The organism is Bacillus mesophilus, assembly GCF_011008845.1.
GTDB lineage: Bacteria > Bacillota > Bacilli > Bacillales > SA4 > Bacillus_BS > Bacillus_BS mesophilus.
The window spans coordinates 569690-583890 of sequence record NZ_JAAIWM010000001.1 but is presented as its reverse complement, the minus strand read 5'-3'; the positions used below and the strand labels follow the sequence as shown (position 1 = coordinate 583890).

Here is a 14201-nt window from a genome sequence, read left to right as displayed (position 1 = left end):
CATTTCGAAGGGGTAGCTATTAAGCTACTCCGTTTTTTATTTAGGAAAACAAGCCCTCTTAAAAACAAATACATGAATAAATCACCCAAGACTAGAAAAACTAGAAAAAACTACCATAACAGGGGGCATTATGAGCACGATCTCTTATATAAAAAACATACTTACCGATCCAGATATCGCTTCGATTACTCCAACATCCAAATGGGGAGTACGAAATATATGTCAAAGTATAGACTTCAACAGTCGAAATGTCGTAATCGAGTATGGACCGGGAACAGGGGTATTTACTAAATATCTTCACTCTAAATTAACCCCCGAATCTAAAGTGATCCTCATTGAGAAGAACAAAAACTTTGTAACAATTTTGAAAGATGCGTTTAAACACCACCCTAATGTTTTTATTTATCGAGAGAGTGCAGAAACTGTAAATGATCTCTTGAAAGAGTGTGAAGAGAAATGTGCAAATTATGTACTCTCGGGAATTCCGTTTTCCTTTTTCGATGACCAGCTCAGGGACCGAATCGTTTCAAATACATATTCAGTGTTGGATGATGGTGGAGTGTTTTTACCTTATCAAACATTTTTTCAAAAGGATGAACATTTAAAAGAATATTTGTTGAATTATTTTGAGGAGGTTGAGGATCAATATTACTTATTTAACCTTCCACCAATGCGTACTTACATGGCAACAAAGAGAGTAAGGCTTCATTAAAGAGATCAATGTAACTCATTTGCAACTTACCTTACTTATGATAAACGATATAAAGTTGCAAAAGGGGAGAGCACATGTGAGATGGGATCTAGATTGGATTGAGAAGCGCTCACAATTAACACCAGATAGGGTTGCGGTTGTTGATGGAGAAACAAACCAGCGTTGGAGTTACCAAGAACTAAACCAACGTGCTCATATATTAGCAAGCTTTCTTGAAAAGCAAGGTATTCAAAAAGGGGACAGAGTTGCAATTATTTGTCCAAATCATATAAGTTACTTTGATTTTCTATTTTCTTGTATGAAGCTTGGAGCAATTTTTGTCCCTTTAAATTGGAGATTATCTGCACATGAGATAGAAGTTATTCTAAGAGACTGTTCACCGAAATTGATCGGTTTTCATTCACGCTATGAAAAGATACTTCCAAAATCAGAAAGTATGCTACAGCTTGATCATGATGCGTATAATAAGATTTTTCAAAACCTAGAATCCTATGAAGCAAACCAGGAGTTATCAGAGAATGATCCTTTAACGATTATTTATACAGGTGGAACAACTGGGAAATCTAAAGGTGTAGTTTTAACTCATGCTAATATTGGTTGGAACGCACTTAACACCATTGTTAGCTGGAATTTACAGGCAGATGATGTCACACTAACCTATTTACCTATGTTTCATACTGGTGGTTTAAATGCCCTCACTATTCCTATTCTAGTGATGGGTGGGACCGTACTCATAGCTAATGATTTTAACGCCGAAAAAGCCATTCAATTCATCGAACAAGAAAAATGTACCATTTCATTAATGGTTCCAACCATGTATCACTTGATGATTCAGGCAAAGGGGTTTGAAACTGCAACCTTTAAGCATATGAGAACTTTTCTGTCTGGTGGTGCACCTTGCCCTCTACCAATTTATGAGGCATTTTCGCGAAAGGGAGTTGCCTTTAAAGAAGGATATGGCTTGACTGAAGCTGGCCCAAATAATTTCTATATTGATCCTGCTGAGGCAATGAAGAAAAAAGGTTCAATTGGGAAACCGATGATGTTTAACAAAGCTAAAGTCATTAATGATGAAGGTAAGGAAGCAGCCCCTAATGAAGTAGGGGAATTACTTCTGTATGGTAACCATGTATTTCTAATGTATTGGAACAATCCAGAGGCAACCTCTGAAACTATCAAAAACAATTGGTTACATACAGGTGATTTAGCTAAAATGGATGAGGATGGCTATTTCTATATTGTCGGAAGAAAAAAAGAAATGATTATTACAGGTGGAGAAAATGTATACCCTCTAGAGGTAGAGCATTGTCTTCAAAATCACCCATCAGTTTCAGAAGTGGCAGTTGTAGGATTACCTGATACGAAATGGGGAGAGGCTGTAGCAGCGTTCATTTCAGTCACACCCAATAGTGATGTAACAGTACAAGAGCTTAAGGAATATTGTCTAACAAAGCTTGGTAATTACAAAGTACCAAAACTCTTTTGGTTAATGCCAGATTTACCAAAAACACATGTTGGTAAAATAGATAAGCGTTTTTTAATAGATAATTATCAAATAGATGTTGGATAAATTTTCCTAGCTTACAGAGTCTCCCTGATTTAAAATGAGTAGAGAAGGGAGTAGATAAGATGCTACAGGTTTCGTTGTTAAAAGGTGAGAAAATTTATCTAGATGTATTAAAACAAGAGGATGCTGGTGCTATTGAAGAATGGTACAAAGATGAAGAGTTTACTAGAAATATGGACGCAGTTCTGTCTATTCCTAAGCACCAAAAGAGTGTACAGAAAATGATTGAACTAGATTCAAAAACGGATTTTCTGTTTGCCATTCGAGAACTGACAACTCACAAAATAATTGGGATTGTTGGAATAGATGGAATCCTTTGGAACCACCGTACAGCATGGATTTCAATAGGTATTGGCGGAACATATAGAGCAAAGGGGTTAGGGAAGGAAGCATTAAAGCTTGCTTTAAAACTAGCTTTCCTTGAGTTTAATTTATATCGTCTTCAGCTAACTGTTTTTGATTATAATGTAAGTGCACAAAAGCTTTACGAACAACTTGGTTTTGTTCATGAAGGAACCTACCGCTCATTCTTAGAGCGTGATAATAAGCGACATGATATGTTGTTATATGGATTGCTTCGTGAGGAGTATATTAAAAATTGAGGAAAGATAAAAAATAATAGGAAATTATTGTAACTTTTTATGGTGTTCTCTAGTCTAATCATGTGAGACAATATATAAAATTTATAATTTATAGCAGTAGACTGTTAAACCGTGGTTAATCCACCCTTATGTTTTATACATAGGCCGGTCTTGTATCTTTGAGAAAAGATATAAGGCCGGTTTTTTTTACTTTTTTAATTAAAGGAGAAAAAAGAAAATGCTAAAACTATTAAAAGATCTTCACCCATTGATTTTTACATTACTTATAGGTGCCTTATTCTCTAGAATAGCCAATTCGATGAGCTTACCTTTTTTAGCTATCTACTTATCAAAGAGGACTGACCTGAGTCCACTTATGATTGGTATAGTAATTGGTGCAGCCCCATTAGCAAGTACAGTGACAGGGATTTTGGGAGGATACCTATCAGATAAGTTCGGAAGAAAACTAGTGATGCTATTGTCGATTTATTTATGGGGGGGTGTTTTTGTAGGCTATGCAATTGCAAAGGATCCAGTCGTATTCCTCCTTTTAAGTATTCTAAATGGTATATGCAAGGCTTTTTTTGAACCTGTGTCCCAGGCTTTAATGGGTGATTTAACTGACTCTGAAAAACGTCCAAAAGTATTCTCTCTTCGTTATGCCGTTATAAATATGGGTGTTGCGATAGGCCCATTACTCGGAGTGTTTATCGGTTTATCATCAAGTGGGATTGGTTTTATCATTACAGGGATGTTTTATTTAATCTATTCTCTCATTTTACACTTTCAATTTAATAAATATAGAGTGTTACTTCCAGTCAAAAAAGTAGAAACAGTACATTCAATCAAACAATCTTTTCTTCTAATGAAAGAAGACAAAGTTCTTATGTACTTTATCCTAGGTGCATGTATCACACAGATTGCTTTTGCGCAATTTGCTCCATTATCACATCATATGAGTACAACATTTGAGAAAGGTGTTGTTTATTTCGGATGGATGATGACCACAAATGCATTAGTTGTTGTAGTAGCACAAATTCCACTTTCTTCAATGTTTGAACGTTTCTCTACAATCACTGGTGTATATGTAGGGAATGCACTATATGGTCTCGGGGGATTAGGATTTGCCTTTTCAGACAGTTTATTAGAAATGATTCTTTCCATGGTGATCTTTACATTAGGAGAAGTATTGTGCTTTCCTTCGGGTACTATTTTAATTGATAAGCTAGCACCTAGTCACTTAAGAGGAAGTTACTATGGGGCAATGAACTTTACGGAATTGGGAAGGTTTATTGGTCCAACAATCGGGATGTTTTTTTACTCAACTTGGGGTATTTCCTGGCTGTTTAGTTTCATCTTTATCATATTGATACTAAGCAACCTCATCTATTTTTTAGGTAATAAAATATGGAGAAAACCATCACGACCAGTTTCAATTGCTAATAAAGGGATTTCTGTTAGTTAGAGAGAATTAAATGATGAAATAAATTTAGGAGTGAACGACCATATGTGTTTAGTAGACCGGATTGATACAATATGTTTAAAGGTGAGTAACATTGATAAGGCGAGTTTATGGTATCAAGAGAAGTTAGGACTCAAAATAGCCTATAGAGGAGAACATTATCAAGTTCTAAGTATAGGAGATAGTGGGATCCCTCTAACAATTGAGGAGGGAAAAGGAGAGATTTCAAAAAATGGTCAATCCTACCCAATCTTCTTCAGTAAGAATATTACAGAAACCTTCCAAACCTTAAAAGAACTAGGAGTTATGTGTAAGGAAATCCAGATTGATGTAGTGAATACTTATTTCGATTTCTATGACTTAGATGGTAATCAGCTTCAAGTTTGTTTTTGGAAATGATCCAATGCTATGTAGGTTAAGTTACAGGCTAGGCTAAGTGATTCCTCTATAAGATACAAGGACAAAATCTCCACAAAGAGGATTCTGTCCTTGGTAAGAGAAAATTAGGTTATTGTACTTTACAGATTTTTACCGTTCATGTTGCTAGCATTTGATGGTTTGTTAATCAAGGTTTCCAAATCATCAAAAAGAAAATCAATACACCTAATGTTGTAGCAACTGAGTGCAACTTTCCAATTGATACTAGCTCATTCTTTTGAAGATCAGGTAAGACAGACGCAGTTTTATTTTCCTCAGCAAATACCCATGTAGAGAGCTTCTTAGTTCTAGGATCGATGACTCCAATAACAACAATCTGAATAGCAATATAAAGAATAAGGGAACCGGTTAACCAAAGTGTTAAGAAAGTTCCATAGTTTCCTAGAATCACAAGAACAATTCCTGTTAACACTGCAAGTGTACCACCAATCTTTGGAAAATAAGTAAGATAATTAGATAATTTCATGGAGTGACGAAGTTCTTCAGGATTCTGATTCTTTCTAAAAAGAACATGACCAAAAAACGTCGGACCGACTCCGATAATAGCTGATAACACATGAATAAGCACCAATACTTTTAACAAATAAAAACTCCTCCCTTAACACTGACACCACACAAACACCTTAAACATCCTAGAAACGATACATGTGGCAATTCTGTGAATATAGTACCATTTTATACAGAATCTACTCATCTAGAATAGGAAATTTTTCTCATTAGAAAAATATTTATTATACCGTAGAGTAATAGAAATAGAAGTACGCCTTGAAATGGTAATATAGATGTCAAGAGTGAGCCAAAGCTTGCTCCAATCAGTAAGGTAAACGAGTAGAGGGCAATCGCACTTCCCCTAGACTTCTGTTCGATTGTACCAATAATCGCTATGATTGTTGGAATAAGAATACTGATTGATGATACCAAGAATATTGCTGAGTACAGAATGACATAAAAATCAGGAATCAGTATCATTGGAATTAAACTACCTATTAACAAGGCAATTCCAATATAAAAACTGCCCTTCAATCCATATTTCGCGTTTATAGCACCACCAAATATTGAAAGAATGGTTCCTAATAAAGCAACTGTTCTAATGAAGAAAAGATCTTCAGCCGAGCTGATCGGTAAAAGATATTGATTTAGCGCATCATAAAAGGAAATAGGAGTTAGCAATAGGCTAAAGGTGATGATATAGCAAAGGAGTAAATTTTTTGATTGTAAAAAACTTGAAAATAGCTTTATAGATTGTAATGGTTTAAAAGAAGTATTTGTCTTGCTTTTATTTTGAGGCAAAAACTTTGCTGATAAAAGAAATAAGAGTAAATAGATGACAAAATAAAAATAAAAAACATATTCCCATCCATGGTTTGTCGCGATACTTGCACTTATAATCTGACCTAAAATACCAGCTACTAAAAAACCTGTATTGATCATACTCAGTATAAGGGCTCGAAACTTCCCATTATATAAATCAAATGTGTATGCAAACGCAACTGGAGCAAAGCTTCCACCTGCAAAACCTTGCAAACCTCTGGTCACAATCATTGAAAAATCGGAATCTGCAAAAGAAACGCATAGGCTAGTAATAGAAAATAACAGCATCCCCAACACCAAGATTGGTTTTCTCCCGACTACATCTGACATAGTCCCAAAAAGTAATAACCCAATTGCATAGCAAAGTGTAAAGGAGGTACTACCTAATGCAATCATTGATGTGGTGGTAGTAAGCTCGTCTGTGAGTAGGTCATAAATTGGAATTAGTGTATATATATTACTTGCTACGAAGGTACCAGTAACAATGAGCAATATGGCAATGGAGCGATAGGAAGAAGTCATAAACTTTTCTCACATCCTTGTGTCATGTTACGGAAAATACGGAACGCGTTCATTATTTAACATCCTATTCAAGGAAGGATCTACTGGAAAGTCGTCTTCTCCAGATACTGTGCATTGAAACAGAGAAATACATTCTAGTAGAATAGAATGATAATAGAAATTTAAATCGTAAGGGGATGTCATCAAATGACACTTCAAATAATACTCGGTAGGTCTGGGAGTGGGAAAACACACCGATTCTTGGAAGAGGTGCGAACAGAACTACAAGCAAAACCAATAGGTGCACCGATTGTTTATCTTGTCCCTGATCAAATGACATTTCAAATAGAATATGATTTGATTCAAACTCCTGGATTGGGAGGCATGCTTCGAACTCAGGTATTTAGCTTTACACGATTAGCTTGGCGTGTTCTTCAGGAGACTGGAGGAATGAGTCGTTACCACCTTAACAATGTTGGGACAAGCATGCTAATTAGAAGAATCATTGAGAATCAAAAGCAAAACTTTGTTGTATATGGAAAAGCAGCCGAAAAGGCAGGTTTCGTAGAACATATTGAGTCGATGATTAAAGAGTGTAAACGATATTGTGTCACACCAGAAGGGATCAAACAGCAGCTAGCTGATTTGGCGCATTCTAATGAAGGGGATCTTACACTAATTCATAAGCTTCATGACTTTTCTATGATTTATGAGGAATTCGAAGAACAGTTATTTCAGAAATATGTAGATTCCGAGGATTACCTGCGTTTACTTTCAGAAAAAATCCCAGTTTCTAACTATTTAAAAGAAGCGACCATTTATATAGATGGCTTTCACAGTTTTACACCTCAAGAGCTAGAGGTGCTAGCGAAGCTTTTAGAGGTATGTAAAGGGGTTCAAATTGCGCTAACGCTTGACCGAGAAATCACTCATCACCCGCATGAGCTTCAGTTATTTCATATGACAGGTAAAACGTTTCTACAATTTAAAGAAATGGCTGAAAACATGGGTAAGAAAGTAATGGTCCATATTCAGTCAGATAACCTACGTTCCAAGCATTTACCGGCCCTTTCTCATCTAGAGAAGCATTTTGAATCAAGACCCACAGTTCAAGCAAACAGTATAGAAGGGATTAAGCTAAGGGGTGCAGTAAACCGAAGAACCGAGGTTGAAGCAGTTGCTAAAGAAGTATTGCGACTCGTTCGTGAGGAGAATTATCGTTTCCGTGATGTAGCTATCATTCTTCGAAATACAACGGTGTATCAGGATTTACTTGAAACCGTTTTTGAAGAATATGACATTCCGCTATTTATTGACCAAAAACGCTCTATGCTTCACCATCCTTTAATCGAGTTGATTCGATCTGTTTTAGAGGTAGTATCAAGTAGCTGGAGATATGAATCGGTGTTTCGTTGTGTTAAGACAGATCTCATGTATCCACTAGAGGAAGATGAGGGCATTATTAGGGAAGAGTTTGATATACTCGAAAACTATGTACTTGCATATGGAATTCAAGGATTTAGATGGAAGGACAAGTCTAGATGGGCATATCGAAGGTTTGTCGGTATTGATGAGCAGGGATTAGCCAAAACCACCTCAGAAGATGAGATGGAAGAAAAAATAGATAAGCTCCGAACCATTATTTCAGCACCACTTATGCGGTTTGAAACAGAACTAAAGAAGGCAAAGACTGGAAGACAATATGCAGAAGCCTTATATCTACTATTAGAAGAATTAGAGGTTCCAACTAAGCTTGAAAAATGGCGATATGAAGCCGAACAGGATCATGAAATGAGTAAGGCTAGAGAGCATACACAGGTATGGAGTGCAGTCATTGAGCTATTTGATCAGTTTGTTGAACTAATGGGTGACAAAGACGTGTCCTATGATGTTTTTCAATCAATGATGGAAGCAGGAATTGAGGCACTTAAATTTGCTCTTGTTCCCCCAGCGATTGATCAAGTAGTGATTGGTGATTTCGAACACTCACGTTTTTCTAGTATCAAGGCAACCTTTATCTTAGGTATTAATGATGGTGTGATACCAGCTGTACCAAGTGCGGATGGTGTTTTAAATGAAGAGGAAAGAGAAGTTCTGTCAAATGCAGGTCTAAAGCTTTCACCTGGTGGCAAACAGCAGCTTTTAGATGAGCAGTTTCTATTATATATGGCTGTTTCTTCTCCGTCTAACCAGCTATGGCTTTCTTATCCGTTAGCAAATGAAGAAGGAAAATCACTGGTGCCTTCTATATTCATAAAAAGAATAAAAGATCTGTATCCGTCAATTAAAGAAGAGCTAATCCTTCAAGATCCAACGGACTTATCCGAGGAAGATCAATTAGACTATATAACTACACCTCAAAAAACGATTTCCTATCTTGCTTCACAGCTACAGTTATGGAAAAGATATTATCCGATTTCCTCCATCTGGTGGGACGTTTATAATACCTACGAGCATAAGAAGGAATGGAAGATGCTTCGTACAAGGGTGTTGAAAAGTTTATTTTATCAAAATAAGGAAAACACACTTCCATCGCAGATTAGTGATGAGCTATATGGTAAAACACTTGTTGGTAGTGTCTCGAGAATGGAACAGTTTCAGAGTTGTCCGTTTTCTCATTTTGCTTCATATGGACTACGTCTACAGGAACGTCAAATATATCGACTAGAGGCACCGGATATTGGGCAATTCTTTCATGCTGCTTTAAAGATGATGGCAGATGAGCTTCATAAGCAGAAGCTGACTTGGAGTCAAATAACAAAATCACAATGTGAAGAATTAGCAAATCAGGTGGTAAACGTACTGGCACCACAGATACAAAAGGAAATCCTGTTGAGCTCAAATCGATACAGCTATCTTAAGAGAAAGCTTACAAATGTAATCAGCAGAGCTTCCATTGTTTTAAGTGAGCATGCAAAGGCAAGTGGATTTACACCTGTTGGCTTAGAGCTTGGTTTTGGAAGAAATGGTCAATTACCGGCCATACAGCTTGACCTCCAAAATGGAGCACAGCTAGAGCTGGTTGGAAGAATTGATCGTGTCGATGTTGCTACTGGATCAAAGGGCACGTATTTGCGAATTGTTGATTATAAATCAAGTCAAAAAGCATTGAATTTATCAGAGGTTTATTACGGTTTATCTCTACAAATGCTAACCTACTTGGATATTGTATTATCACATTCGAAATCTTGGATTGGACAAGAAACTAAACCGGCTGGGGTTTTATACTTTCATGTTCATAATCCTATGCTTAAAACCAAAACAGAATTGGCATTAGAAGATATTGAAGAAGAGTTATTAAAGAGCTTTAAGATGAAAGGATTACTACTTGGTGATGAGGAGTCTGTTCGTTTAATGGATTCAACATTAGAGAGTGGTCATTCAAGGATTGTCTCAGCTGGCCTTAAGAAAACTGGCGGCTTCTACAGTAACTCCCAGATTGCAAGTGAGGAGGAATTTACTCAGCTCCGTAAATATGTACGAAAAACCTTTCAATCTATTGGTCAAGAGATCGTGAATGGAAAGGTAGAGATTAGTCCTTATCAGCTAAAGGACAAAAAGCCATGTACGTATTGTAACTATAAGCCATTTTGTCAATTTGATGATGGATTGGATGAAAATACGTTTCGTTCTCTTCAAGGGACAGACGATGCAACCGTGCTAGAGCGTATTAAGCAGGAGGTGTTACAGCATGAAACAATCCATTCCTCCTAAGCCTGAAGGTGCACAATGGACAGATGATCAATGGAAAGCAATTACAGCAAGAGGGATGGACATTCTAGTAGCTGCCGCGGCAGGATCAGGTAAAACGGCCGTTCTTGTAGAGAGAATTATTCGTAAAGTGATGGACAAGGATCAGCCAGTTGATGTGGACCGTCTATTAATTGTTACCTTTACAAACGCTGCAGCTGCTGAAATGAGACATCGTATTGGTGAAGCACTAGAGAAGGCAATTTCTGAAAACCCAGCATCCTTACACCTAAGAAGACAGTTAAGCTTGTTAAACCGTGCATCCATATCGACTCTTCACTCTTTTTGCTTAGAGGTTATTAGAAAGTATTATTATCTGATTAATATCGATCCAACGTTTAGAATTGCAGAAGACACGGAAGCACAATTAATCCGAGAAGAGGTAATGGAGGAACTATTTGAAGAAGAGTATGGAACAGAAGGAAATGATGCCTTCTTTGATGTAGTGGACCGCTATACAGGAGACCGAAATGATAGTGACCTCCAAGTGATGGTAAGGAAACTTTATGACGAATCTCGTGCACATCCAAATCCTGAAGGCTGGTTGCAGGGATTACTTGATGCTTATGTGACAGGTGAGGAAACAAAGGTTAATGATTTACCATTTCTATCGGTAATTAAACAAGACATTCATATGCAGTTAGATGGTGCAAGAGCAATGCTACAGCAAGCCCTTGAACTTACAAGAATACCAGGTGGACCGGCTCCACGAGCTGTTACGATTGAAGAGGATCTGAAACAGCTTTATACCTTAGAAGAAGCCTATCATTCTAGCTGGGAGAAGTTATATGATACATTTCAGCAGTTGAAATTCAGTCAACTGAAAACAGTCAAGGGCGATGAATATGATGAGCTCTTAAAGGAACAAGTAAAGGATTTACGAGAACAAGCTAAAAATGCAGTTAAACAAATTAAAGAGGACTTTTTTGATCGTAAACCTGAATCCTATTTAAATGACATTAAAAAGATGAAGCCATCTATTGAAACACTAACTCAGCTTGTTCATAAGTTCGGCGAACGCTATGAAAAGGTAAAACTCTCGAAAAGTCTGGTAGACTTTGCTGATTTGGAGCATTATTGCTTAAATATACTCCGTGAATTGGATGCTGAAACAGAAGGCTATGTACCATCAGCAGCCGCTCATTATTTCAAGCGTCATTTTAATGAGGTATTGGTGGATGAGTATCAGGATACGAATTATGTACAGGAATCAATTATCCGCTCAGTATGTAAGGATCAGCCTGATCCTGGTAATTTATTTATGGTAGGGGACGTGAAGCAATCCATCTACCGGTTTCGATTAGCAGAACCAGGTCTATTTCTAAAAAAATACAAGCTTTTTTCTCCAGACGGAAATGAATATGGATTACGAATAGATTTATCTCAAAATTTCAGGAGTCGTCCAGAGGTATTAGATGGAACAAACTATATATTTAAACAGATTATGGACGAACAGGTTGGGGAAATCGCTTACGATGAACATGCCGAACTGAAGTTAGGTGCTAACTATCCTGATCATGTAGATACAAAGGCAGAGCTACTTATCATTAATCATGATGGTGAAGAACAACTGGATTCTGAGGAAGAATCAGGTTTTGATCCTGTTGAACTAGAAACCGTCCAGTTAGAAGCCAGGCTAATGGCGGGAAAAATTAAAGGACTTATTCAACAGCGTTATCAGGTATTTGATAAAAAACTTGGTACGATGAGAGATATTACGTATCGAGATATTGTCATATTGCTTCGCTCGATGCCTTGGGCACCACAAATTATGGATGAATTTAAACAACATGGAATACCGGTATATGCGGACCTGTCATCAGGCTATTTTGAGGCTACTGAAGTTTCCATTATGATGTCTCTCCTAAGAGTGATTGATAATCCGTATCAGGATATTCCGTTAGCAGCTATACTAAGATCTCCGATTGTTGGGTTAAGTGCCGACGAACTAGCGATGATTCGGTTAAAGGAGAAAAAGGGTCCCTTTTATGATGCAGTGAAACTATTTTTAGAGAATGGTGCAACTACTGCTAATAACCAGACGTATGAAAAACTAATGGAATTTCATTTGATGCTTCAAAAATGGAGAAGATATGCAAGACTTGGCTCTCTTTCCGAATTGATTTGGAGAATCTATCAAAAGACAGGATATTATGATTTTGTCGGAGGAATGCCTGGTGGAAAACAACGTCAAGCGAATCTACGAGCTCTATATGATCGTGCAAGACAATATGAATCAACTTCATTTAGAGGGCTATTTCGCTTCTTACGATTTATTGAAAGAATGCAGGACCGTGGTGACGACTTAGGAACGGCAAGAGCATTAGGTGAGCAAGAGGATGTCATTCGAATTATGACGATCCATAAAAGCAAGGGGCTTGAGTTTCCGGTCGTATTTGTAGCAGGACTTTCTAAGCCGTTTAATGTTAGAGATCTAAATAGCACATTTCTACTTCATAAAGATTTAGGATTTGGATCAAAGTATATTGACCCGACCTTACGAATTAGCTATCCAACCTTACCTCAGTTAGCGATCAGGCAAAAAATACGAAATGAAATGCTAGCTGAAGAAATGCGTGTCCTATATGTAGCCCTTACTCGAGCAAAGGAAAAACTTTTTTTGATTGGGACCGTAAAGCGCTTAGAAAAGAAACGAGAGCAATGGAATCAACAGTTACATCATAATGATTGGCTTTTACCAAGCTATGAGCGCTCAAAAGCGAAGTGCTATATAGATTGGATTGCTCCTTCATTAATTCGTCATAACGAGACAACTTCATTGAGAGAGGAACAGATTCTTTCACCAAGTTTAGCTGATATATCGTCTCATCCATCCCGTTGGGAGCTAACCTTAGTAGATCCAAGACAGCTGGATTTAGCTCAACAACAAGATTCTGGAATAGATGAAACTCTTCTTAAAGCGATGGAAAAGGGTGAAAAACTTCCTTTAGAGGGTGAGTATAAGTCTATCATTGAAAACCGTTTAACATGGGAGTATGACTACAAAACAGCTTCTGTTCATCGATCAAAGCAATCAGTTTCAGAAATTAAAAGAATGAGAGAGGTTCATGATGCGTATAGTGAAACTTCTCTTATCAAACCATTAAAAAAGCCGATCACTGACCGTCCAAGATTTCTACAGGAAAAATCGTTAACTCCAGCTGAAAAAGGAACAGCGATGCATATGGTCATGCAACATATCCCGTTAGATCAGCCTGTTTCAGAAGAAGGCGTTCATGAGCTACTCTCTTATATGGTGGTTAACGAGCTTTTAACAGAAGAACAAGCTACGCATATCAATGTGAATGGCATTGTGACTTTCTTCAAAACTGATATTGGTCAACGAATCTTAGGGGCAAAAGAAGTAATGAGAGAGGTTCCATTCAGTATAGGTTTACCAGCGACAGAAGTGTATCCAGACTGGGAGGGTGAAACTGAAACAATCCTACTACAAGGGGTTATTGATCTTCTGTTTGAAGATGAGCAAGGTAGTGTGTTACTAGACTTTAAAACAGATGTGACTAAAAGTCTTCCAGATGACCTAGATCGCCTTCAAAGCATTTTACGAGATCGTTACGAAGTGCAGGTTGAGTTATACAGTAAAGCGATTGAACAAATATGGAAGAAGCCACTCCAGGAAAAATATTTATACTTCTTTGATGGTGAGCACCTTGTTAAGTTATAGATGTTAGAAAGACACGAACCTTTTTAGTTGGTTCGTGTTTTTTTTGTTTTGATCAGGTCAGTGATCGTTGTTTTTCTCCTAAAAAACACAATTGCGCAATAATCATCAATATCACGCAATTACATGTAAACTCACGCAAATAATCCAGAATCACATGCAATTAATACTAGTTTCATGCAAATATCCAGAATCAC

The 14201-nt window shown here is 37.2% G+C and carries 9 protein-coding genes; 7 read left to right on the top strand and 2 right to left on the bottom strand.

The genetic code is table 11. The features are described 5' to 3' along the window. Positions 1–130 precede the first annotated feature (130 nt). From G4D63_RS02965 to G4D63_RS02945, 5 genes are all read left to right on the top strand, one after another. On the top strand, positions 131–712 hold the full coding sequence (locus G4D63_RS02965) for a class I SAM-dependent methyltransferase (RefSeq protein WP_163177526.1): 582 nt from the start codon (positions 131–133) through the stop codon (positions 710–712). Positions 713–788: 76 nt separating this feature from the next. After that, entirely contained in the window at positions 789–2282 is a 1494-nt protein-coding gene (locus G4D63_RS02960; RefSeq protein WP_163177524.1) for an AMP-binding protein, read from the top strand. Between the two features lie 59 nt (positions 2283–2341). Continuing rightward, positions 2342–2881, top strand: coding sequence for a GNAT family N-acetyltransferase (locus G4D63_RS02955; protein ID WP_163177522.1), 540 nt, complete (start codon positions 2342–2344; stop codon positions 2879–2881). Between the two features lie 217 nt (positions 2882–3098). Further along, positions 3099–4325: an MDR family MFS transporter gene (locus tag G4D63_RS02950; protein ID WP_163177520.1), complete on the top strand. Its 1227-nt coding sequence runs from the start codon at positions 3099–3101 to the stop codon at positions 4323–4325. Positions 4326–4367: 42 nt separating this feature from the next. Then, complete coding sequence (locus tag G4D63_RS02945; protein WP_163177518.1) at positions 4368–4721, top strand: VOC family protein; 354 nt, start codon at positions 4368–4370, stop codon at positions 4719–4721. A 166-nt stretch (positions 4722–4887) separates the two neighbouring features. Here G4D63_RS02945 and G4D63_RS02940 read toward each other — a convergent pair whose 3' ends face one another. Together G4D63_RS02940 and G4D63_RS02935 are read right to left on the bottom strand one after the other, a co-directional pair. Continuing rightward, positions 4888–5343 (bottom strand): DUF2269 family protein, encoded by a 456-nt coding sequence (locus G4D63_RS02940; RefSeq protein ID WP_163177516.1) that lies wholly within the window; start codon positions 5341–5343, stop codon positions 4888–4890. Between the two features lie 107 nt (positions 5344–5450). Further along, complete coding sequence (locus G4D63_RS02935) at positions 5451–6593, bottom strand: MFS transporter (protein WP_163177514.1); 1143 nt, start codon at positions 6591–6593, stop codon at positions 5451–5453. 186 nt (positions 6594–6779) lie between these two features. Between G4D63_RS02935 and addB the strand changes: the two genes are divergently transcribed. Then, positions 6780–10286 carry a helicase-exonuclease AddAB subunit AddB gene (gene addB / locus G4D63_RS02930; RefSeq protein ID WP_163177512.1) on the top strand — a complete coding sequence of 1169 codons (3507 nt, stop codon included), beginning with the start codon at positions 6780–6782 and terminating at the stop codon, positions 10284–10286. After that, the gene (gene addA, locus G4D63_RS02925) at positions 10264–14007 is read left to right on the top strand and encodes a helicase-exonuclease AddAB subunit AddA (RefSeq protein WP_163177510.1); all 3744 of its coding nucleotides are present in this window, start codon (positions 10264–10266) and stop codon (positions 14005–14007) included. Before addB ends, addA begins: the two co-directional genes overlap by 23 nt. Positions 14008–14201: the final 194 nt, after the last annotated feature.

Coding starts and splice junctions, on each gene's coding strand:
- G4D63_RS02965 (WP_163177526.1), top strand. CDS start 131: ATGAGCACGATCTCTTATATAAAAAACATACTTACCGATCCAGATATC.
- G4D63_RS02955 (WP_163177522.1), top strand. CDS start 2,342: ATGCTACAGGTTTCGTTGTTAAAAGGTGAGAAAATTTATCTAGATGTA.
- G4D63_RS02950 (WP_163177520.1), top strand. CDS start 3,099: ATGCTAAAACTATTAAAAGATCTTCACCCATTGATTTTTACATTACTT.
- G4D63_RS02945 (WP_163177518.1), top strand. CDS start 4,368: ATGTGTTTAGTAGACCGGATTGATACAATATGTTTAAAGGTGAGTAAC.
- G4D63_RS02935 (WP_163177514.1), bottom strand. CDS start 6,593: ATGACTTCTTCCTATCGCTCCATTGCCATATTGCTCATTGTTACTGGT.
- addB (WP_163177512.1), top strand. CDS start 6,780: ATGACACTTCAAATAATACTCGGTAGGTCTGGGAGTGGGAAAACACAC.
- addA (WP_163177510.1), top strand. CDS start 10,264: ATGAAACAATCCATTCCTCCTAAGCCTGAAGGTGCACAATGGACAGAT.